Source organism: Cellulomonas sp. H30R-01, from assembly GCF_010119915.1.
GTDB lineage: Bacteria > Actinomycetota > Actinomycetes > Actinomycetales > Cellulomonadaceae > Cellulomonas > Cellulomonas algicola.
In genome coordinates this window covers 3,234,938-3,256,776 of sequence record NZ_CP048210.1, presented here as the reverse complement: position 1 = coordinate 3,256,776, position 21,839 = coordinate 3,234,938, and the positions used below count along the sequence as shown (strand labels likewise).

At 73.7% G+C, this 21,839-nt stretch carries 19 protein-coding genes; 8 read left to right on the top strand and 11 right to left on the bottom strand.

Going from position 1 to position 21,839, the window contains the following annotated elements; genetic code table 11:
- Window positions 1–37: 37 nt before the first annotated feature.
- Genes GXP71_RS14570 through GXP71_RS14560 form a run of 3 tightly spaced genes read left to right on the top strand, consistent with a single transcriptional unit; the run spans window position 38 to window position 4,628 of the window.
- Window positions 38–1,750, top strand: a complete 1,713-nt coding sequence (locus GXP71_RS14570) for a glycosyltransferase (protein ID WP_162353231.1) — start codon at window positions 38–40, stop codon at window positions 1,748–1,750.
- Window positions 1,747–2,478: an HlyD family efflux transporter periplasmic adaptor subunit gene (locus tag GXP71_RS14565; protein ID WP_124343538.1), complete on the top strand. Its 732-nt coding sequence runs from the start codon at window positions 1,747–1,749 to the stop codon at window positions 2,476–2,478. The genes GXP71_RS14570 and GXP71_RS14565 overlap by 4 nt, the downstream gene beginning before the upstream one ends.
- Complete coding sequence (locus tag GXP71_RS14560) at window positions 2,475–4,628, top strand: glycosyl hydrolase (protein WP_162353230.1); 2,154 nt, start codon at window positions 2,475–2,477, stop codon at window positions 4,626–4,628. The genes GXP71_RS14565 and GXP71_RS14560 overlap by 4 nt, the downstream gene beginning before the upstream one ends.
- A gap of 18 nt (window positions 4,629–4,646) precedes the next feature.
- Here the strand turns inward: GXP71_RS14560 and GXP71_RS14555 are convergent, their stop codons facing one another.
- Both GXP71_RS14555 and GXP71_RS14550 read right to left on the bottom strand, forming a co-directional pair.
- Window positions 4,647–6,047: a glycosyltransferase 87 family protein gene (locus GXP71_RS14555; RefSeq protein ID WP_238402428.1), complete on the bottom strand. Its 1,401-nt coding sequence runs from the start codon at window positions 6,045–6,047 to the stop codon at window positions 4,647–4,649.
- A gap of 298 nt (window positions 6,048–6,345) precedes the next feature.
- Complete coding sequence (locus tag GXP71_RS14550; protein ID WP_162353229.1) at window positions 6,346–6,570, bottom strand: hypothetical protein; 225 nt, start codon at window positions 6,568–6,570, stop codon at window positions 6,346–6,348.
- 151 nt (window positions 6,571–6,721) lie between these two features.
- Here GXP71_RS14550 and GXP71_RS14545 point away from each other — a divergent pair, with 151 nt between their 5' ends.
- Window positions 6,722–8,038, top strand: coding sequence for a uracil-xanthine permease family protein (locus GXP71_RS14545; RefSeq protein WP_162353228.1), 1,317 nt, complete (start codon window positions 6,722–6,724; stop codon window positions 8,036–8,038).
- A 192-nt stretch (window positions 8,039–8,230) separates the two neighbouring features.
- Here the strand turns inward: GXP71_RS14545 and GXP71_RS14540 are convergent, their stop codons facing one another.
- Window positions 8,231–8,917 (bottom strand): LytR C-terminal domain-containing protein, encoded by a 687-nt coding sequence (locus GXP71_RS14540; RefSeq protein ID WP_162353227.1) that lies wholly within the window; start codon window positions 8,915–8,917, stop codon window positions 8,231–8,233.
- Window positions 8,914–9,300 carry a type II toxin-antitoxin system VapB family antitoxin gene (locus GXP71_RS14535; protein WP_238402427.1) on the bottom strand — a complete coding sequence of 129 codons (387 nt, stop codon included), beginning with the start codon at window positions 9,298–9,300 and terminating at the stop codon, window positions 8,914–8,916. Before GXP71_RS14535 ends, GXP71_RS14540 begins: the two co-directional genes overlap by 4 nt.
- 224 nt (window positions 9,301–9,524) lie before the next feature.
- On the opposite strand from GXP71_RS14535, the gene GXP71_RS14530 reads away from it, so the two are divergent.
- Window positions 9,525–10,247, top strand: a complete 723-nt coding sequence (locus GXP71_RS14530) for an ABC transporter ATP-binding protein (RefSeq protein ID WP_162353226.1) — start codon at window positions 9,525–9,527, stop codon at window positions 10,245–10,247.
- A complete protein-coding gene (locus GXP71_RS14525) occupies window positions 10,244–11,599 on the top strand; it encodes an FtsX-like permease family protein (RefSeq protein WP_162353225.1) in 1,356 nt (451 codons plus the stop codon). Before GXP71_RS14530 ends, GXP71_RS14525 begins: the two co-directional genes overlap by 4 nt.
- A gap of 15 nt (window positions 11,600–11,614) precedes the next feature.
- Here the strand turns inward: GXP71_RS14525 and GXP71_RS14520 are convergent, their stop codons facing one another.
- Entirely contained in the window at window positions 11,615–12,514 is a 900-nt protein-coding gene (locus GXP71_RS14520) for a type IV pilus biogenesis/stability protein PilW (protein ID WP_162353224.1), read from the bottom strand.
- Window positions 12,515–12,672: 158 nt separating this feature from the next.
- Here GXP71_RS14520 and GXP71_RS14515 point away from each other — a divergent pair, with 158 nt between their 5' ends.
- A complete protein-coding gene (locus GXP71_RS14515) occupies window positions 12,673–13,077 on the top strand; it encodes a YchJ family protein (protein WP_162353223.1) in 405 nt (134 codons plus the stop codon).
- 87 nt (window positions 13,078–13,164) lie between these two features.
- Here GXP71_RS14515 and GXP71_RS14510 read toward each other — a convergent pair whose 3' ends face one another.
- The 3 genes from GXP71_RS14510 to GXP71_RS14500 form a co-directional block, all read right to left on the bottom strand.
- Complete coding sequence (locus GXP71_RS14510; RefSeq protein WP_124341270.1) at window positions 13,165–13,368, bottom strand: cold-shock protein; 204 nt, start codon at window positions 13,366–13,368, stop codon at window positions 13,165–13,167.
- Between the two features lie 218 nt (window positions 13,369–13,586).
- Window positions 13,587–14,687, bottom strand: a complete 1,101-nt coding sequence (locus GXP71_RS14505) for an acyl-CoA desaturase (RefSeq protein ID WP_238402426.1) — start codon at window positions 14,685–14,687, stop codon at window positions 13,587–13,589.
- Window positions 14,688–14,837: 150 nt separating this feature from the next.
- The gene (locus GXP71_RS14500) at window positions 14,838–15,041 is read right to left on the bottom strand and encodes a cold-shock protein (RefSeq protein WP_124341269.1); all 204 of its coding nucleotides are present in this window, start codon (window positions 15,039–15,041) and stop codon (window positions 14,838–14,840) included.
- 466 nt (window positions 15,042–15,507) lie between these two features.
- Here GXP71_RS14500 and GXP71_RS14495 point away from each other — a divergent pair, with 466 nt between their 5' ends.
- Window positions 15,508–18,099: a rhamnogalacturonan lyase gene (locus GXP71_RS14495; RefSeq protein WP_162353222.1), complete on the top strand. Its 2,592-nt coding sequence runs from the start codon at window positions 15,508–15,510 to the stop codon at window positions 18,097–18,099.
- A 186-nt stretch (window positions 18,100–18,285) separates the two neighbouring features.
- On the opposite strand, the gene GXP71_RS14490 is transcribed toward GXP71_RS14495, so the two are convergent.
- From GXP71_RS14490 to GXP71_RS14480, 3 genes are read right to left on the bottom strand one after another with little or no spacing between them, the layout of a single operon-like run.
- On the bottom strand, window positions 18,286–18,627 hold the full coding sequence (locus GXP71_RS14490; protein ID WP_124341267.1) for a UBP-type zinc finger domain-containing protein: 342 nt from the start codon (window positions 18,625–18,627) through the stop codon (window positions 18,286–18,288).
- Window positions 18,624–20,078 carry an ATP-binding protein gene (locus GXP71_RS14485; protein WP_202924257.1) on the bottom strand — a complete coding sequence of 485 codons (1,455 nt, stop codon included), beginning with the start codon at window positions 20,076–20,078 and terminating at the stop codon, window positions 18,624–18,626. The genes GXP71_RS14490 and GXP71_RS14485 overlap by 4 nt, the downstream gene beginning before the upstream one ends.
- The gene (locus tag GXP71_RS14480) at window positions 20,075–21,799 is read right to left on the bottom strand and encodes an FAD-dependent oxidoreductase (protein ID WP_238402425.1); all 1,725 of its coding nucleotides are present in this window, start codon (window positions 21,797–21,799) and stop codon (window positions 20,075–20,077) included. Before GXP71_RS14480 ends, GXP71_RS14485 begins: the two co-directional genes overlap by 4 nt.
- Between the last annotated feature and the right edge of the window lie 40 nt (window positions 21,800–21,839).

Here is a 21,839-nt window from a genome sequence, read left to right as displayed (position 1 = left end):
CCTCCGCTCGACCGGACGACCACCATGGGGGCGCTACGTGGCCACAACTTTCGACAGGCTCGTGATCGAGCCGCGCAGGACCGAGTCCGAGCGGATCAGACCGACCCGCACACCCGAGAACAACGAGGCCCAGAGCCCGTCGCTGCTGCTGCTCGTGCTGCTGGCGGCGACCGGCGTCATCGTCTACGCGATCTTCCTGCTCAACCCGGCCAACCGGGGTGACTGGCTGCCGTACGTGATGGTCATGCTCGCGGAGACGGTGCTCGTGGTCCACGCGCTGCTGGCGATGTGGACCGTGCTGTCCAGCGGGCACAACCCGCGCAACTTCGGGTTCCACCTCGCGCAGGACAGGCTGTACGACATCGCGGAGATCGTCCGCGACAAGACCGAGAAGCGTCCGCAGGACTGGCGGATGTACCTCCAGGAGTGGCCGATCAGCGTCGACGTCTTCATCACGACGTACGGCGAGGACCTGGACACCATCCGACGCACCGTCACGGCGGCCGTCGCCATGCAGGGCCGCCACGACACCTACGTGCTCGACGACGGCCGCAGCGACGAGGTCCGCGACCTCGCCGCCGAGCTCGGGGCCCGCTACGTGCGGCGCCTGTCGAGCAACGGCGCGAAGGCCGGCAACATCAACCACGCGCTGTCCCTGACCCGCGGCGACTTCTTCGTCGTGTTCGACGCGGACTTCGTGCCGAGGCCCGAGTTCCTGCACGAGACGGTGCCGTTCTTCGCGACGGACGACGTCGCGTTCGTGCAGACCCCGCAGACGTACGGCAACCTGCACACGATCATCTCCCGCGGCGCCGGCTACATGCAGGCCGTGTTCTACAAGTTCGTCCAGCCGGGCCGGAACCGGTTCAACGCCGCGTTCTGCGTCGGCACCAACGTGATCTTCCGCCGCGCCGCGATCGACTCCATCGGCGGCATCTACTCCGACTCGAAGTCGGAGGACGTGTGGACGTCGCTCATGCTCCACGAGAAGGGCTGGCGGACGATCTACATCCCCACGACCCTCGCCGTGGGTGACACGCCCGAGACCGTCGAGGCGTACACGAAGCAGCAGCTCCGCTGGGCGACCGGCGGCTTCGAGATCATGCTCACCCACAACCCGCTGTCCCGGAAGCGTCGCCTGACGATGGACCAGCGGCTCATGTACACGGTGACCGCGACGCACTACCTCACGGGGATCGCACCGCTGCTCCTGCTGCTCGTGCCGCCGCTGCAGATCTTCTTCGACCTCACCCCGATGAACCTGTCGATCACGCCCGGCCAGTGGGCGCTGTACTACGCCGGGTTCTACGTCATGCAGATCATCCTGGCCTTCTACACGCTCGGCTCCTTCCGGTGGGAGGTGCTGCTGCTCGCGTCCGTGTCGTTCCCGATCTACACGAGGGCCCTGGTCAACGCGATCTTCCGCAAGGACCAGAAGTGGCACGTCACCGGCCAGAAGGGCGCCTATCGCTCGCCGTTCGCCTTCATGCAGCCGCAGGTCATGTTCTTCGTGTTCCTGCTGCTCACCACCGTCGTCGGCGTCTGGAAGGACCTCGGCAACGGCTACCTGAGCCTCGCGCTCGCCTGGAACGCGACGAACACGCTGATCCTCGGCGGTTTCGTCATCACCGCCTGGAAGGAGGGGCACGCCGGCCGTCTCGCGGCCCGCGCCGCCCGCGCCGACCAGGAGTCCACCCGTCGCAACGACGCGGCCGACCCGAAGCTCGCACTCACCGGAGGTGCCGCATGACCTGGGCCAGCCGCATCCGACTCGTCGTCGGCGTGATCGTCGTCGCGATGATCGCCGCGCTCGCGACGTACCAGCTCAACGAGACCCGGGGGGTCGCGACGAGCGACTCCGCGCAGATCCTCGCCCGCACGTACAGCGTCGGGACCCCGTACTCGGGTCTCGTCGTCGACCAGAAGGTCGACGTGGGCGACACCGTGAAGACGGGCGACCCGCTGTTCGTCATCGACTCCGCGACCCTGCAGTACGACATCCGCAACGGCTTCGCCCGCCAGGCGACCGAGGCCACCCAGATCGACCCCGACGGCAAGCTCGTCATCCTCGCGACGGGCGACGGCACGGTCACCAAGGTCGGCTCCGAGCGCGGCACGTTCGTGCAGTCGGCGTCCGAGCTCGCCACCGTCCAGCGCGCCGGCACGCTCTACGTGCAGGCCGAGTACCGGCTGTCCGCCAAGGAGTACGCCCGCGTCCCGGACGGCGCCGACGTGACCGTCGTGCTGCCCGACCAGCGGGAGATCGCCGCGACGGTCGAGCGGAACGACGTCGAGACCGTCGGCGGGCAGGCGCAGGCCGTCTTCACCATCACGGGCGACGAGCTCGTGGAGGGTGACGGTGACGGGCTCGTCTCGGCCGGCACCCCCGTGACCGCGGAGCTCCACCTCACGAACGACGGGGTGGTCACCCGCACCGCCGACTCCGTCAAGACCTACCTGAAGGGCCTCTTCGGATGACGGCACGCACCACGGACCACCCGCCCCTGTCCCCGCCCGCACCGGCGCCCCGTCGTCGCCGCTGGCTGATCGCCGGGATCGCCGCCCTCGCGGTGGTGACCCTCGCCGCGGTCGTCGTGCTCGTCGGCCCGTGGGGGCGCAGCGCCCCCGCGGCCGGCGGGTCCGGCGGCGGTTCCGCACCGGACGCCCCGGTCGCCGGCCCGCCCGACGCCCGCACCCCCGAGGTCGACACGGCCGCGCTGACGGCCGGCGTCGAGCAGAAGGCGGTCGGCAAGATCGCGCCCGTGCGCCTCGCCGAGGGCGTCGTCCCGCCGACGAACCGCTGGTACAGCGGGCTCGTGTTCGGCGACGAGCCGCAGCCGGTCTTCGCGCAGCCGGTCTCGTTCGCGCTCACCGACACCGGCTTCACGCTCGGCCTGCCGGACCCGGTGGCCAGCGACAAGGCGGTCGTCGCACCGCACGTCCCGGCCGTGACCGTCGACGCGGGCGCCGCGTCCGCACAGGTCAGCGCCGCCGACCCCGTCAGCGTGACCGTCGACCTGCTCGACGCGACCGGCGCGGTGCTGGGACACGTCGTCCTCGCCGAGGGCTCGCCGTTCGTCAGCCTGACGGCCGAGCGGGACCTCACGCTGGACGCGACCGCCGAGGGCGGCTCGTTCTCGGGCGGCGGCGACGGCGAGCCGGCGACGGCCACCGTCGCGGGCACCGACTGGGCGCTCGTCGGCGCCGAGGGCGGCTCGACCACCCTCGCCGCGGGCGACACCGCGACCTGGTACCCCGTCCCGCAGGACGCCGACACCGACGCGGCCGCCGCGCTCGCGACCGCCGCCGCCGACCCCGTCACGGGGGTCGACGTCACCTACGGCGTGGACGACGACGTGGCCCGCACGACGCTCACGTACAACACCGCGGGCGGCACGCCGTCCGCCTACGTGCTCGCGCCGCACCAGCGCACCGGCACCCAGCCGGAGCGTGAGGGCTGCGACCTGGGCACCTACCCGAGCGTGTACGGCACGCTCGAGCTCTGCGCCGGCTCGCACCTGTCGGCGTTCGCGCCCACCGTGCGGCCCACGGGCGCGCTCGACCTCGACGGCGTCCCCGACGACCGTCGGACCGCGATCGTCGACGCCCTGCGCGCCGACGTCGCGGCCACCGAGCCGTTCCCGTCGGACACGTACTTCGGCGGCAAGGCGCTGTTCCGCGCGGCGTCGCTCGTGACGCTGGGCGAGCAGCTCGGCGCCGACGACGTGGTGGCCGACCTGCGCACCCGCACGACCGACGCGCTGCGCGAGTGGGCGGAGCCCGACGGCTGCGCCGAGCGGGACGCGCGCTGCGTCGTCTACGACGCGGCCGCCCGGTCCGCGATCGGCCTCACGCCCTCGTTCGGGTCGGACGAGCTCAACGACCACCACTTCCACTACGGGTACCTCCTCGCGGCGGCGGGTCTGCTGTCCGCCGACGACGAGAAGCTCGCGGACGACCTCGCACCGGTCATGGACCTGCTCGCGGCGGACATCGCCGCGGCGACGCCGTCCGACGAGCTGCCGCAGCTGCGGTCGTTCGACCCGTGGTTCGGGCACTCGTGGGCGTCGGGCACGTCGCCCTTCGCGGACGGCAACAACCAGGAGTCGTCCTCGGAGGCCGTGAACGCCTGGAACGGCCTCGGGCTGTGGGCGCAGGCGTCCGGCCAGGACGACCTCGCGACGCAGGCGGCGTGGATGACCTCCACGGAGGCCGCGTCGGCGCGCGCGTACTGGACGGCCCCCGACCTGGACGACCCGGCGCTCGACGGGTTCGGCCACGAGGTGTTCTCCATCAGCTGGGGCGCGAAGCGCGACTACGCGACGTGGTTCAGCCCCGAGCCGACGGCGATCCTCGGCATCCAGCTCATCCCGATGGGCCCGGTGCAGATGTCGCTCGCGACGGGGGTCGACCCCGAGCGCATCGCGGCCGCCGTCGAGGAGTCCGGGTTCACCGGGCCGCTCGCCGACTACGTCGTGACCTACTCCGCGCTCGCGGGGAAGGACGCGGCGGAGAAGGCGTGGGCGACGGCCACCGGGCTGTCGGAGGACGCGATCGACGACGGGTCGTCCCGCGCGTCGATGCTCGCGTTCATCGCGTCGGCGCAGGCGAACCCGCCCCGCAGCTGATCCGGTCCCGCCCTGCCGTCAGACGGCGTCGCTCGCCCCGTGCAGCGGCGCCGACTGCGGTGTCCGGGGTCCGGCGGCTCCTGCCGGCTGGGCCTCGACCGCTCGCGCGGCGCCCGCACCGGGCTCGTCCGCCGCAGGGGCGGCGTCGAGCGCGGGCGGGAGGTCGTGCGCGGGCGGCCGCAGCAGGGCGCGGGCGGTCATCACGAGCAGCACGACGAGCGCGACGTTCCGGGCCGCGAGCACGGCCGTCACGAGCAGACCGCCGCCGAGGATCTGGTCGTACCCCCAGGGGAAGACGACCTGCGTCGCGGCCGCGACACCGGCGACGGTCCACGCCGTCGTCCGCCACCCGGGCAGCCGCAGCGCGAGAGCGACCGCGACGGGCGGTGCGAGCCACCCGATGTACTGCGGCGACCCGACCTTGTTGAGCACGATCGTCGCGAGGACCAGCAGCAGCGCCCCGCGCACGACGAGCTCGCGCTGCGCGACCGCGTCCTCCCAGAACCGGTCACCGAGGTGCCGCCGGCGCCACCACAGCAGCACCGCGCAGGCCGCGAGCCCGACGAAGAACAGCGCGCCGAGCGCGTCGGCCGCCCCCGCCGTGCCCGGGCCCGACACCTCCCACGTGACGATCGGCTCGTTGAGGTGCCGTCGCACCGCGTCGCTGAACACGCCGACGAGCACCCACGGCGTCGCGCCGACCGCCTCGATCTGCAGCCCCCGCTCGTCCTGCTCGCCGAGGAACGACGCGACGTGCGCGCCACCTCCGAGCGCGAGCACGGCCCCCACGACGACGACGCTCACGACGGCCGCAGGCAGCACGACGTCGCGCCACGGCCGCCGGACCGCGACGACGACCGCGAGCAGCAGCGCGCCCGGCGCGACCTTGACCCACGCGGCGACCGTGAGCAGGACCGACGACACGCGCGGGTGCCGCAGCGTGACGGCGAGCGCGACGACGACGACGGGGGCGACGACCGCGTCGAGCCGGCCCATCGCGATCGGGCCCAGCAGCGCGAGGAACCCGATCCACCACCACGCACCGGTGGTCGTGCGGGGCTCGTGCGGGCGGCGGCCGGTGCTCCCGACGGGGCGCGCGAGCCGTGGCGCGTGCAGCAGCACCCCGAGCGCGGCGGCGTCGAGCGCGGTGACGAGGACGGCCCAGGTCGCGGCGTACTCCGGGCCGGTCCACCGGCCGGTCACGGTCGCGGCGAGCATCGGCAGGATCGCGCCCACCGGGTACACCCAGTCGCCCGAGAGGACGGGCCACTGGCCCTCGTGCACGCCGAGCCACATCCAGTACCGGTAGAGCTCGAGGTCCCAGAAGGCCTTCTGCGGGATGAGGACGACGCCGACGTACGCGAGCCACGCGTGCACGGCGAGGAACGCGACCCAGACGGCCGTCAGGGAGCGCAGCAAGCGGTGCAGGGGAGCCTCCGGCGGCCGTGCGGGACGAGGGCGGACGAGCGGCCCCAGGCTATCGGGGCGTCAGGTCCGCCGTGCCGGGCTTCCACACCCGCGCCGCCGAGCCTCCCCGCCACGACGCCGGGCTTCACCACCCACGACGCCGGGCTTCACCACCCGCGCCGCCGGGCTTCACCGCCCGCGCCGCCGGGCTTCCGCCCACGACGGCGGACGCGGGGGCCGGGCGCGCGACGACGGCACGCCGACGGTCCGGCCCGCGGCACGGTGCGCGGGCCGGACCGGACGTGCCGGGCTACTCCTGGATCGGGCGCGCCGGCGGCGGCGGGACCGCCGGACCGGCGCCGACGACCGGGACGACGCGCGGCGTCGAGTCGTCGATGTAGCTGCTGTCCTGCGCCTCGACGTCGTCGGGCGCGGGTGCCGCGTGCGGAGCGGTGTCACGGACGGGGTCCGGTGCGCCGCCCGCGATGACGCCGGACGGGGCGGGGCGGGTCTCGGGGACGTCGGGCTCGGTCATCGTGGACTCCTCCTCGGTGGGTGGGTCGCGCTCCTTGCCGCTCACCGTGGCACGTGGGACCGCGGTCCGCGCGTCGAGCGCCGGGAGGGCCGTACCCTGCGGTGCAGCCGGCGCAGCGAGCGGGCCGGCGACGATGCGACGGGAGCGGTTGATGGCGGGTCTGGGCTGGTCGGTGCACGGCGACGGGCGGGACGTGCGACCGGGCGAGGTGGTCTCCCCGGACGAGCGGCTCACGTGGCCCCGGACGGTCGGGATCGGCCTGCAGCACGTCGTCGCGATGTTCGGCGCGACGTTCGCCGTGCCGCTCATCACCGAGTTCTCCCCGCAGACGACGTTGTTCTTCTCCGCGATCGGCACGGTCGCGTTCCTGCTGATCACGCGCAACCGGCTGCCCAGCTATCTCGGCTCGAGCTTCGCGTTCATCGCCCCCGTCGTCGCGGCCACCGCGAGCGGAGGGCAGTCCGTCGCCGTCGGCGGCATCCTCGTGACGGGCCTGGTGCTCGCCGCGGTCGGCGCGGTCGTGCACGTCGCGGGGTCGCACTGGATCGAGGTCGTGATGCCGCCGGTCGTGACCGGTGCGATCGTCGCGCTCATCGGGTTCAACCTCGCGCCCGTCGCGTGGGGCTCGGTGCAGAAGGCGCCGCTCACGGCGATCGTCACGCTCGCGGCGATCGTCCTGACGACGGTCCTGTTCCGCGGCATCCTCGGCCGGCTGTCGATCCTCGTCGGCGTGGTCGTCGGGTACGTCGCCGCGCTGCTGCAGGGCCAGGTCGACTTCACGCGCTTCCACGAGGCCGCCTGGGTCGGCCTGCCGCCGTTCACCGCGCCGTCGTTCGACCTCGAGATCCTCGGCCTGTTCGTCCCCGTGGTCCTGGTCCTGGTCGCCGAGAACGTCGGCCACGTGAAGTCCGTCGCCGCGATGACGGGCCGCGACCTCGACCCGCTCACCGGTCGCGCGCTCTTCGCCGACGGCGTCGCGACCTCGCTCGCGGGCCTCGGTGGCGGGTCGGGCACGACGACGTACGCCGAGAACATCGGCGTCATGGCCGCGACGCGCGTCTACTCGACCGCGGCGTACTGGGTCGCCGCGGGCGGCGCACTCGTGCTCAGCCTGTCGCCGAAGTTCGGCGAGCTCATCAAGACGATCCCCGACGGGGTGCTCGGCGGCGCCACGACGATGCTGTACGGCATGATCGGGCTGCTCGGCGCCCGCATCTGGATCCAGGCGCGCGTCGACTTCTCGAACCCCGTCAACCTCGTGCCTGCCGCGATCGCGCTGGTCGTGGGCGTCGCCAACTACACGTGGGTCGTCGGCGAGCTGCGGTTCGAGGGCATCGCGCTCGGTACCGCGACCGCGATCGGGCTCTACCACCTCATGCGCGTCGTGGCCCGCTGGCGCGGCACCGGTGAGGAGCCCGCGACCCCGGCCTCGGTGCCCTCCGCGGAGGAGCGGCGCGACCGCGCGTAGGACCCGGCGAGACGCGGGCGGCCCTGCGCGGGGCCGTCCCGCGCCGGGGCGAGCCCGGCCCGCGAGGAGCCCGGCCGTCGGAGGAGCCCGGCCGGCGAGACGAGCCCGGCCGTCGGAGGAGCCCGGCCGGCGAGACGAGCCCGGCCGTCGGAGGAGCGCGGCCCGCGGGCGAGCCCGGCCGTCGGAGGAGCGTCAGCCCTGCGGGGCCTGCTCCTCCGTGCCCTCGGCCGGTGCCTCCTCGGCGCCCTCACCCGTGCCGTCGGCGGCGGGCGTCTCCGGCTCCGGGGTCTCGACGGCGGCCTGGTCGAGCGGCACGCAGCCCTCGGGCGCCACGAGCGGCACGGACGGGTCGAGCACGACCTGGTCGGCGGGCGTGAGCTCCGCGAACTGCGTGCCGAGCGTCATGTCGACGGACGGGTCCTCGCGCGCGACGAGGTGCAGGTCCTCGCCCTCGAGCTGCGCGGCCAGCGTGTAGGCGGCGGCCGCACCGGCGACGCCGAACGAGATCCGCGCGACCCCCTCGAACGCGGGCTGCGTGTTGCCCGAGCCGGCGACGACGAACCCGCGCTGCGTGAGCTCCGCGGCCGCGCCACCCGCGAGGCCGACGCGGCTCGTGCTGTTGAGCACCGTCACGGTCACCTGGTTGTACGCGAGCGGCAGCGCACCCGCGGGCGGGCAGGGGTCGGGGTCCGGGACCGGGGGAGGCGGTGCGGTGCTGAAGCCGCGCGCGACGAACGGCAGGCTCACGCTGCCCGTGTAGACGGCCGTGGCACCGAGCCCGGCGACCGCGAGCCCGGCGAGCAGGACGCCGAAGATGACGGCCTGCCGCTCGTGCATGTGCCGGCGGCGCAGCGCCCGGGCGCGGTCCAGGTCGCTCACGGCTCGACCGTCTCCGACGTCGCGTCCGACGCGAGGTCGTCGGCGGGCTCGCCGCCGGGCTCCTCCGCCGCCGACGCACCGCCGCCCGACTCGACGACGAGCACGCGCGCGTGCAGCACGGCGCGCTGCTGGAGCGCGGCACGCACGGCACGGTGCAGGCCGTCCTCGAGGTACATGACGCCCTTGTACTGCACGACGTGCGCGAACAGGTCACCGTAGAACGTGGAGTCCTCGGCGAGCAGCGCGTCGAGGTCGAGCGTGCGCTTGGTCGTCACGAGCTGGTCGAGGCGCACGACGCGCGGCGAGACCTCGGCCCACTGCCGGGGGCTCTCGTACCCGTGGTCCGGGTAGGGTCTGCCCTCGCCCACCGCCTTGAAGATCACGGGTGGCAGTCTAGGTGGGACCGGCTGCCGGGCGTGCCGCGTCCACGATTCCTGTCCGGTATCACCCGGTGGGCGGCACGCGAGGCGACGACGGGCCGACGTCGCGTCCGTCCCCGGTCGGACGCGCGGGGGTCGACGGTCGGACCGCGGTCGCCGTCGACCCGCCCGACGGCGGGACCGCCGGGGGACGCGCACCGCCCGCGCGCCCGGGCACGCTGGACGGCATGAGCACCCCTGCCACCGGCGCCGTCCCCACGGTCGGCGACGCCGCGACCACCGTCCGTGTGTCCGCCCGCGGCCTCGTCAAGCGCTTCGGCGAGACGACCGCGCTCGCGGGCATCGACCTCGACCTCGCCGACGGCGAGGCGCTCGCCGTGACCGGCCCGTCCGGGTCGGGCAAGTCGACGCTGCTGCACTGCCTCGCCGGGATCCTCGTGCCCGACGCGGGCACCGTCGCGCTGCGAGGCCGTCCCGTGCACGGCCTCGACGAGCGCGAGCGCTCGCTGCTGCGCCGCTCGCACTACGGGTTCGTCTTCCAGAACGGGCAGCTCCTGCCCGAGCTCCCGGCGGTCGAGAACGTCGCGCTGCCCGCGATGCTCACGGGCACGTCACGCCGGGAGGCGACCGACCTCGCGGCCCGCTGGCTGCACTCGCTGGGTCTCGCGGGCATGGAGGGCCGTCGACCCGGCGAGCTGTCCGGCGGCCAGGCGCAGCGGGTCGCCGTGGCACGCGCGCTCGTGACGCAGCCCGACGTGGTGTTCGCCGACGAGCCGACGGGTGCGCTCGACCAGGCCAACGGGTTCGAGGTCATGCGGCTGCTCACGCAGGCGACCCGGTCCGTCGGGGCGTGCCTCGTCGTCGTCACGCACGACCCGCAGGTCGCCGCGTGGTGCGGGCGCCGCATCGAGGTCCGCGACGGTCGCGTCGTCGAGGAGGTGCGGCAGTGAACGCGGTCGTCGCCCTCGCGCCGCACCTGCGCCGCGCGGGTGGCCGCGACACGCGCGTGACGACCGCGCTGTCGGTGACCGCGTTCGCGGTGTCGACCGCGCTCACCCTGTCGGTCCTCGGTGGCCTGCTCGGGTTCGCGGAGCGAGCGGCCCACCCGGCCGACGCCCTGCAGCGCGAGCTCGGCACGCTGTACGTGCAGCTCGCGTGGACCGCGCTCATCCTGCTCGTCGTCCCGCTGGTCACGCTCGCCGGTGCCGCCGCGCGCATGGGTGTGGCCCGGCGCGACGCGCGTCTCGCGACGCTGCGGCTGCTCGGTGCGACGCCGCGGGAGGTCGTCGCGCTGTCGCTGCTCGAGACGTGCGTGCAGGGGCTCGTCGGGGCCGTGGTCGGCGTGCTCGGGTACGTCGCGCTCCTGCCGCTGTGGGCGCTCGTGCCTTTCCAGGGCGGCACCTTCTCCGTCGGCGAGCTGTGGGTCGGCCCCCTCGTGGTGCTCGCCGTCCTCGTCTCCGTCCCCGTGCTCGCCGCCGTGAGCGGCCTCGTGTCGCTGCGCCGCGTCGTGGTGTCGCCGCTCGGCGTCGCCCGCCGGACCACGCCGCCCGGTCTCAAGGTCGTGCGCGTCGTCGTCCTCGCGGTCGCGCTCGTCGGGTTCGCGATCGCGACCGCCGCCGCCGGCCGCCTCGCCGCGGCCCTCGTCGCCGTCCTGCTCGGGTTCCTCGCAGCGGGCTTCGGCGCCATGAACCTCGTCGGGCCCTGGGTGCTCGGGATCATGGGCCGCGTCCAGGCGCGCCGCGCCCGCACCCCCGTCCGGCTGCTCGCCGCCCGTCGCCTCGTCGACGACCCCCGCGGCGCCTGGCGTGTGGTCGGCGGCCTCGGCCTCGCCGGGTTCGTCGCGGGCGCGCTCGCCGTCGTCCCGATGTTCACCTCGGGCCAGCAGGTCGACCGGCAGGGCGAGATCCTCAACGACGACCTCGTCACGGGCGCGATGCTCACGCTCGTCATCGCGTTCCTGCTCGCCGCCGTGTCCGCCGGCATCCAGCAGGCGTCGACCGTGCTCGACCGCCGCCGCGAGTACGCGCTCGCGCACCTCGCGGGCATGCCCGTCGAGCTGCTCGACGCCGTGCGTCGCCGCGAGGTGACCGGGCCGATGGTCCGCGTCGCGGGCGGGTCGTCGCTCGTCGCCGTCGTCATGCTGTCGCCGCTGTTCAAGACCGCCGCGTTCACCGACTGGCGCGGGATCGTCCTGCTCGTCGGGTGCCTCGTCGGCGGGTGCCTGCTCGTGCTCGCCGCGACCGAGACCAGCCGCCCGCTCCTGAGGTCGGTCCTCACCGAACCCCTCGTCCGCGCCGACTGACCGGACAGGGCCGCCTCAGTCGATCTCCGTCACCGACGTGACGGTGCGGCCGGGGCGGCCTCGGGCCCAGCCGTCGAGGAGCGCACGCACGCCCGTGGCGGTCCCGCTCAGCCCCAGCGTCCGCTCAGGCGACCACGCGTCCGGCTCGTCGTGGTCGTGCCCCGGTCCCGGGCGGCCCGTCGAGCAGGCCACGCAGAGGCGGCGCACGGTGGCCGTCCAGTCCTGCGCCTCGATCCCGGCGGCGGCAGCGGCCTCCTGCAGCGCGGCGGTGCAGTCGTCGGACGGCGCGACGACGTCCGCGGTCCACGTCGGGACCGTCGAACGTGCGAGGACGGCGATCTCGTCGAACACCGGCACCCACCGCCGCCCGTCGAAGCGCTCGCCGTCCGGGACGCCGTCGACCAGCAGCACGTCGCCGAACCGGTGGCCGCTCGGAGGTGTCGGGACGCTGACGACCTCGACGTGCGCCGGGGACAGCCGGCGCGCCCACACCACCTCGGCGGCCGGCCCGCCCGAGCCGTCGTCGTCGGGGTTGAGGCGCACGGGGACGTGACCCAGCGGCAGCTCGACGGGGCCCGTGCCGTCGGGTACGTCGACGCCGTAGGCGCGCCACGCGCGACGCGCCTCGTCCCACTCGCCCAGCGCGGTCGCTGCGATGCCGAGGTTCCACGCCGCGGGCTCGTCCCGGGTGCGTGTCGCCAGTGCGAGCGCCCGCGCGTTGCACCGCAGGCTCTCGCGCCAGTCGCGGCGCGCCTTGGCGTACAGGCCGAGGTTGAACCACGTCGCACCGTCGTCGGGATGCTGCTCGACGAGGAGTCGTGCGAGCCTCTCCGCACCTGCGGCGTCACCGCCCGCGTCGAGGGCCAGGTAGTCCTGCCGCAGGCGTCCGACCTCGTCCCGCCGCCACCATCCCATGGGCGCCGATCGTGGCACACGAGCCTCCGCCGCTGGTCGTCCCGTGCGGCACGTCACCCGTACGTCGTCGCGCCGCGGCGCGCCGCGACGGCGGCCGACCGTCCCACGCAGCGCGGCCCGGCGGGGACAACGGGCGCGCGGGGTGATATCTCCGTTGCATGACCGGTACGACGCGCCCCTCCGACGACTCCCGCTGCCCGTGCGGCACCGGCCTGGTGCTCGGGGAGTGCTGCGGCCCGGTCCTCGACGGGCGACCGGCGCCGACCGCGGAGGCGCTGATGCGCTCGCGGTTCACGGCGTTCGCGGTCGGCGACGCGGCGTACCTGCGGGCGACGTGGCACGCGTCGACGCGCCCGCGCGACCTGGTCCTCGACGACGACGTCGAGTGGCGGTCGCTGGAGATCCGCTCGACGTCGGCGGGTGGTCCGTTCGACGACGCGGGTGTGGTGGAGTTCGTGGCCCGCTACCGCGAGGGCGGGGTGCGCGGGGCGCTGCACGAGAGGAGCCGGTTCGTGCGGGAGGGCGGTCGGTGGTCGTACGTCGACGGGACGCTGTCGCCCTGACCGGACCGTCGGGCCGCACGGACGCGACGAGGCCCCGGCCGCTGCTGCGACCGGGGCCTCGTGCTCAGAGCGTCTGCGTGGAGACGATCAGAGGGGCGTGATGTTCGACGCCTGCGGGCCCTTGGGGCCCTGCGTCACGTCGAACTGCACCTTCTGGTTCTCCTCGAGCGAGCGGTAGCCGCTCGTCTGGATGGCCGAGTAGTGCGCGAAGACGTCGGGTCCGCCGTCCTCGGGGGCGATGAAGCCGAAGCCCTTCTCCGCGTTGAACCACTTCACGGTGCCAACAGGCATGTTCTCTCTCTTCTCACGTGCGGTACTGACAACCCCGACAGACCGGGACCGGTGATCACGGTGGTCGTCGTCCGACACCGGCAGGGGTCCTGACGGCGAACGTGACAAGCGAGGCAACGCGACTACGGGAAGAGGGTACGCGAGAGAGCCCTTCGTGGCACTGCCCTTCTTGAGCCGGTCTCACCCGGTCAGACGAGGACGGAGTCGGGCAGACCCGGTCAGACCCGGTACGCCGCGACCATCGGGCACACGAACGGGTCACGGTCGCCCAGCCCGACGGTGTTGAGGTGACGCACGACGATGGCGTACGACCTGGCCAGCGACACCTGCGTGTAGGGGATCTGGTGGGTCGCGCAGTACTCGCGGACGATCGGCGCGACGCGGCGCAGGCTGATCGACGGCATCGACGGGAACAGGTGGTGCTCGACCTGGTGGTTGAGCCCTCCCATCACGACGTCGAGCCAGCGGCCGCCGCGGATGTTGCGGCTCGTGAGCACCTGGCGGCGGAGGAAGTCGATGCGCGCGTCCTTGGGGACGAGCGGCATGCCCTTGTGGTTCGGCGCGAAGGACGCCCCCATGTACAGGCCGAAGAGCCCGAGCTGGACGGCGAGGAACACGGCGGCCTTGCCGGGCGACATCACGGCGAGGACGAGCGCGAGCCAGCCGCCGAGGCGGACGGTGAGGAACAGCGCCTCGACCCACCGGCGCTGCATCGGGCCGGGCTGGGCGAGCCGCTTGACGCTCGACACGTGCAGGTCGAGGCCTTCGAGCAGCAGCAGGGGGAAGAAGAACCAGCCCTGCCGCGCGAGGAACCAGCGGGCGAGCGGGGAGCGGCGCTTCTCGACGTCGCCAGGGGTGAACGAGAGCACGGGCAGGTCGATGTCCGGGTCGGCGTCGACCTGGTTCGGCTTGGCGTGGTGCCGGGTGTGCTTGCGCTGCCACCAGCCGTACGACAGGCCGACGAACAGGTCGGCGAGGACGAGGCTGGCCCAGTCGTTGGCGCGACCGGAGCGGAAGATCTGCTTGTGGGCGGCGTCGTGGCCGAGGAACGCGATCTGCGTGAAGACCACGGCGGCGACGGCGGCGAGGGCGACCTGCCACCAGGAGTCGCCGATCAGGACGACGCCCGCGACGAGGCCGGCGACGGCGACGACCGCGCCGCTGAGCCGCGCGGCGTAGAAGCCGTAGCGGCGGCGCATGTACCCGGCCTCCTGGATGGTGCGGGTCAGCGCGGTGAAGCTGCTGGTGGGGTGGGGGCGCTCGGCGGTGCTGGTGCCTGCGCGGGCGCCGGCGGGGCCGGCGGGGCGAAGCTCGGTCACGGTGGTCCGTCTCTGCCCCGTGCGGGGCCGGTCGCGTGCGGGTGGAGCGGATGCCTGGTGCGCGGCGGCGATGGACGACGGCGACCCGGGGTACGACGCGGGCGCCCCAGCACGGTCGTGCTGGGGCGCCCGGTCAGGTGCGGCGCTGGGTCAGGCCGGCGTGATGTTCGAGGCCTGCGGGCCCTTGGGGCCCTGCGTGACGTCGAACTGGACCTTCTGGTTCTCCTCGAGCGAGCGGTAGCCGCTGCTCGCGATGGCCGAGTAGTGCGCGAAGACGTCGGGACCGCCGTCGTCGGGGGCGATGAAGCCGAAGCCCTTCTCGGCGTTGAACCACTTCACGGTGCCCAGGGGCATGATGCTCTCTTCTCTGTCGGTGTGGTGCGTGACAACCCCGGGTGTCCGGGACCGGTGAATCACGGTGTGTCGTCCGTCCGCTGCCGAGAGAGTCTCGAGAACGTCGTGCCGGGGTCGCCCCGCGGCGGTGATGACAACTGCGACTACGTGTCCACCGTACGGCACGCGAGGCGATTCCGGGTGGCGGGTGCCGGATGTGTGCACGACGGGCACGCGTCGAGCACGGGGTTCGGCCGCGTGGCCGGGCGTCGCCGAGCCCGGTTCCGCGTCGTCGGCCGGGCGGATGTGCGGTGGACAGCGGTTTCCGCGGGGTGGTGACGCTCCCACCGTGAGTTTCCGACGAATCGTCCGTCCGGGGTTCAACCGGGACGGACCGCCGGGGTACGGTCGCGAGCAGGCCAGGGGCAACGGCGCCCCGGCCGCTCTTGCCGTCCGGGGAGCCCTAGCGCTTTGAAAGGATTCAAGGATGAGTCTTCCCCGTCTCCACGGCCGCCTCGCCGCGGCCACCGGGACCGCAGCCCTGCTCGTCGGCTGCCTCGCCGTGCCGTCCGTCGCCGCCCCCGGGGTGCCCGCGACGGGTGCGCAGGGCGCGAGGCACGACGGGCCCGACCGCCTCACGCTCGAGCGGCTCGACCGCGGCCTCGTCGCCGCGACCACCGGCCAGGGCGTGTTCCTGTCGTGGCGGCTGCTCGCCCCCGAGGTCACGGGCGCGACCGCCACCGGCCAGACCGGCCCCGACTTCGCCGTCTACCGGGACGGCACGAAGATCGCCACGGTCGCCGACTCGACGAACTACCTCGACGCGTCCGGCACCGCCGGGTCGCGCTACCGCGTCGCGGCCGTCGTCGACGGGGTCGAGGTCGACGGCGCCGACGCGAGCCCGTGGGCGCAGGCGTCGGTCGACATCCCGCTGAAGAAGCCCGCGGACGGGGTCACGCCCGTCGGCGAGGCGTACACGTACTCCGCGAACGACATGAGCGTCGCGGACGTCGACGGCGACGGCGCGTACGAGTACGTCGTCAAGTGGGACCCGTCGAACTCCAAGGACGTCAGCCAGGTCGGGTACACGGGCAACGTCTACGTCGACGCGTACGAGCTCGACGGCACGCAGCTGTGGCGCATCGACCTCGGCGTGAACATCCGCGCGGGCGCGCACTACACGCAGTTCCCCGTGTACGACTTCGACGGCGACGGCAAGGCCGAGCTCATGATGAAGACGGCGCCGGGCTCGAAGATCACGACCTACCGCGCCGACGGGACCGTGAGGTCGGAGAAGTACGTCTCGATCCCGAAGGACGACCGCAAGGCCGGCGTGACCGACACGACCGACTACCGGCTCAGCAAGCAGGGCTACTACGAGCACGTCGTCGAGATGTTCACGGGCTGGGCGACGCGGCCCGAGGTCACGTCCGGGCAGTGGCCCGCGACGCTCGAGGAGGCCTTCGGCATCGCGCCGCAGTACACCTACCCGCTGTCCGACGCCGACGCCCGCGCGCTCACCGACTACTTCATGGACGTGTACGCGCCGAGCCGCAGCGCGCGCAACGTGCTGCGCAACTTCGAGGGCTTCGTCGTCGACGGCCCCGAGTACCTCACGGTCTTCGCCGGCGACACCGGCAAGGAGCTCCAGACGGTCGACTACAAGCCGGGTCGCGGGGACGACGGCCTGCTGTGGGGCGACTACGCGATGGCCCGCATCGAGCCCGGCAACCGCGTCGACCGGTTCCTGTCCGGCGTCGGCTACTTCGACGGGAAGACCCCGTCGGCGGTGTTCGCGCGCGGCTACTACACGCGCACGACCGTCGTCGCGTACGACTGGGACGGCAAGAGCCTGAAGGAGCGGTGGTACGTCGACTCCGGGCACGTGCCGCTGACGAACCCGTTCAACGACGGCCCGCACGGACGCGACGGCACCGACCCCGAGTTCGGCACCATCACGACGCAGGGCTTCCACTCGCTGTCGGTCGCGGACGTCGACGCCGACGGCCGTCAGGAGCTCGTCTACGGCTCCGCGACGATCGACGACGACGGTTCGCTGCTGTACTCGTCGTTCGACACCCTGCCCGCGGGCAGCGCCGACCCGGGCGCGGTCGTCCGGCTCGGGCACGGCGACGCGATGCACGTGACCGACATCGACCCCGACCGCCCCGGCCTGGAGATCTTCACCGCGCACGAGGGCGCCACGTTCGCGCCCTACGGCATGGCGATGCGCGACGCCGCGACCGGCGAGGTGCTGTTCGGCGTCTACTCCGGCCGCGACACGGGCCGGTCGATGATCGGCGACGTCCTGCCCGGCACGCGTGGTCTGGAGGCGTGGGCGTCGCTGCCCGGCGGCACGAACTCGCTCGGCCTCTACTCCGCGTCCGGCGTCGTCACGCCCGGCCCGATCCCCGGCACCAACCAGTCGATCCGCTGGGCCGGCGACGGCACCACGCAGATCGTCAACGGGTCCGGCGACCAGGACGTGACGATCGACGACTGGACCCGCGGCCGACTGCTCACCGCGACCGGCACCCGGGCGAACAACGGCACCAAGGGCAACCCGTCGCTCGTCGCCGACGTCCTCGGCGACTGGCGCGAGGAGCTCCTGGTCCGCACCGCCGACTCCTCGGCGATCCGGATGTTCGTGTCCACCGAGGTGACGAGCCACAAGCTCGCGACCCTCATGCACGACCCGCAGTACCGGGCCGAGGTCGCGCGCCAGCAGACGACGTACAACCAGCCGTCGTACCCCGGGTTCTACCTCGCGTCCGACACCGACTACACGCAGGTGCCCGTCGCGGACTTCTGGGCGCCCGGCAGCATCGACGCCCTCGAGTCGGCCGTGAAGGCCCGGATCGACGCCCGCGAGATCCGCGGACCCGTCGCCGCCGTCCTGCTCGCGGCCGTCAAGACCGCCGACGTCGCGGCCGACCACGGCAACGAGAAGATCGCCGTGAAGTCGCTCGAGGCGTTCGTCACGGCGCTCACGCCGAAGAGCCGCGTGTCGAGCGTCTCGGACAGCGCCCGGGTCGCGCTGACGCACCAGGCGGAGCAGGTCGCCGCGATGCTCGACTGACCGACCCACCCGGCCGGCACCCCTCCGCCGGCCACGCCGCCGCAGCTCCTCCTGCGACGGCACGAGCGCCCGGGACCCCGACCAGGTCCCGGGCGCTCGGTCGTCCGTGCGTCGAGGCAGCCCGCCCGGCCGCGGCCGCGGCGGTGCGCGCGTCCTGACCGCGCCGCGCGGAGGCTGCGCGCCGGATCAGTGGATGAGGTCGCGCCAGTTCTCCGGCACGCGGTCGCGCGGTGCGGGCGGGCGCTGCGCGTCGGGGCGCGCCTCGGGCGGGGCGAGCGGCGGGCCGTCGACGGGCACGCCGTCGGCGTAGTCCCACCACCAGTCCTCGCCGGGCTCGAACGAGCGCATGTAGCGGTGGCCCGTCTCGCGCCAGTGCGCGGTCGCGTGCTGGGCGGGCGACGTGTCGCAGCAGCCGACGTGGCCGCAGTGCGCGCACCTGCGCAGGTGCACCCACCACCCGCCGTCGGCGTCGCACTCGGCGCAGCCGGTGCCGCTCGGCGGGACGGTGGTGTCGACGTCGATGCTCACGAGGCCTCCGGTGGGGTGAGGGGCAGGCGGACGAGGAAGCGGGTGTCGCCGGGGTGCGACGTCACGCGGAGGTCGCCGTGGTGCTTGCCGACGACGATGCGCCACGAGATGTCGAGGCCGAGCCCGGTGCCGGACCCGACCGGCTTGGTCGTGAAGAACGGCTCGAACACGCGGTCGACGATCTCGGGCGGGATGCCGGGGCCGCTGTCGGCGATCTCGACCTCGAGCCAGTCGTCGACGCGACGCGTCGTGATCGTGAGGCGGCGCTGGTCGGGCGGCATCTCGGCGAGGGCCTGGCGGGCGTTGTCGATCAGGTTGGTCCAGACCTGGTTGAGCTCGGCGCCGTGCACGAGGACGGGCGGCAGCGACCGGTCGTAGTGCCGGACGACGTCGACGCCCTTGAGCTTGGCATCGAGCATCGTCAGGGTGCTGTCGAGCAGGACGTGGACGTCGGCCTCCTGCTGCGCGGCACGGCCGATCTGCGAGTACTGCTTGGCGGCCTCGACGAGCGTGGAGATGCGGGTCGTCGCGTCCTCGACCTCGTTCATCAGCAGCTCCGTCTCGAGCGTGTAGCCGAGCCAGTGCGCGGCGCCCGCGACGACGTTCTCCGGGATCCCGCCGACGTGGTCCTCGAGCCACTGGGGGTCGATGCCGGCCTCGACGAACGAGTGCGCCATCTCGGCGTTGTCGCCGACGCCGTGGTCGTCGAGCCAGTCCGCGACCTCGTCCTCCCGGTCGGACGTGTCCAGCGCCGACAGCGGCGCCCGCCCGCGCGCCTCCTCCAGCGCGGCGACGGCCTTCTCCTGCAGCTCGATGATCTGCACGAGCTCGTCGCGGTCGTACGCGCCCGACGCGACCAGTGCGAGCTTGCTGCGCATCCGCGCCACGCGCTCGCGCAGGGTCGCGGTCGCGCGCGTCGCGGCCGACGCCGGGTTGTTGAGCTCGTGCGTCAGGCCCGCCGACAGCGCCCCCAGCGCCAGCAGGCGCTCCCGCTGGGCCGTCGCCGTCTGCATGCTCTTCTGCCCGAAGAACAGGCCCTCGAGCAGGTGCATCGCCATCGGGAACCAGGTGTGCATGATCTCGGAGAAGTCGGCCGCGGGCAGCACGTAGAACCGCGACGGTGCCAGCACGCGCAGCGAGTGCAGGTAGCGGCGCGCCTCCTCCTGCTGGAGGTAGGCGTGCCAGGCGCCCGCGTAGACGCCGACCTGCGACGTGCGGCTGATCTCGACGTCGTCGGTGCCGACCCGCCGGTACAGCGCGAGCGAGCCGTCGAGCAGCACGTAGAACGCGTCGGCGGGCTCGCCCTCACGGAAGACGAAGCCGGGCTCCTGCCGCTCGACGTGCCCGCGCGAGCAGAGGAACAGCAGCTGCTCGTCGTCGAGCTTGTCGAACAGGAAGAGCGTGCGGAGCTCCGCGATGTCGCAGGGCAGGCGGTCGGGTGTCGTCGTCACAGCTGCTCCAGGTACCGGTGGACGAGCATGACCGCCATCGCGCCCTCGCCCACGGCGGACGCGACGCGCTTGGCCGACTCGGCACGGGCGTCGCCCGCGACGAACACCCCCGGTCGGCTGGTCTCCAGGTGGTAGGGCGGGCGGTCGAGCGGCCAGCCGCTCGGCGGTCGGCCCTCGTCGAGCAGGTCCGGCCCGGCGAGCACGAAGCCGCGCGCGTCGCGTGCGACCGTCCCGTCGAGCCACTCGGTGCGCGGGACGGCGCCGATGAACACGAACAGGTGGCTCGTCGCCACCTCCTCCTTCTCGCCCGTCGTCGAGTCCCGCAGCACGAGCCGCTCGAGGTGCTCGTCGCCGATGGCCTCGACGACCTCGCAGCAGGTCCGCACGTGCACCTTGGGGTTCGCCGCGATCTGCTCGATCAGGTAGTGCGACATCGACGCGGACAGCCCCTCGCCGCGCACGACGAGCGTGACCGACCGGGCCGTGCGGGACAGGTGCATCGCCGACTGCCCCGCGGAGTTCGCGCCGCCGACGATGTAGACGTCCTGGTCGGTGCATGCCGGCGCCTCGGTCAGCGCCGACCCGTAGTAGACGCCGCGCCCGGTGAGCGCCGCGAGCCCCGGGCCGTCGAGCTCCCGGTAGGACACCCCGTTCGCGAGGAGCACCGTGTGCGCCCCGACGACGCTGCCGTCGCCCAGCCGCACGTGCCGCGCGGCGCCGTTGACCTCGAGCGACACGACGTCCGCCGCGAGCACGATCTCCGCACCGAACCGCAGTGCCTGCCGCCGCGCCCGTTCCGTGAGCTGCGCCCCCGAGACCCCGTCGGGGAAGCCCAGGTAGTTCTCGATGCGCGAGCTCTGCCCCGCCTGACCGCCCGTCGCGACGCGCTCGATGAGCGCCGTGCGCAGGCCCTCCGACGCGCCGTACAGCGCCGCCGACAGGCCCGCGGGGCCGCCGCCGACCACCACCAGGTCGTAGAAGTCCGTCGCGGGCGACGTCGCGAGCCCGACGCGTGCGGCCAGCGTCGCGTCGTCCGGCGCGCGCAGCGGCTCACCTTCAGGGGTCACGACGAGCGGCACCGCCGACTCGTCGGCGCCCGCCGCCTCCAGCAGCCGGTGCCCCTCGGGCGAGTCCGAGGAGAACCACCGGTACGACACCTGGTTGCGGGCGAGGAACTCGCGCACCTCCGACGACCGCGCCGACCAGCGGTGGCCCACGACCTTCGCCTGCGGCACGGGCGGTGGTGCGCTCGCGGCCCACGCGTCGAGCTGCGCGTCGATGACCGGGTACAGCTTCTCCTCCGGCGGTGCCCACGGCTTGAGCAGGTAGTGGTCCAGGTCGACGACGTTGACCGCGTCGATCGCCGCCTCCGTGTCCGCGTACGCGGTGAGCAGGATGCGCCGGGCGGTCGGGAACAGGTCCATCGCCTGCTCCAGGAACTCGATGCCTGTCATCCCCGGCATCCGGTGGTCCGCGAGCAGCACCGCGACCTGCTCGCCGCGCAGCTTGAGCTCGCGCAGCGCCTCGAGCGCCGCGTCGCCCGACTCGGCGCGCACGATCCGGTACCCCGCGCCGTAGCGGCGGCGCAGGTCGCGGGCGACCGCCCGGGAGACGGCCGGGTCGTCGTCGACGGACAGGAGCGCGGGGCGCGGGGCCGTGTCCTCCGTGGGGCCTTGCGCGCGGTCGGGGCGGGTGGTGAGGGCCGGGGTGCTCGACGTCACCCGGGCATCGTGCCTCGCGATCGGCCTGCTGTCAGCGGTC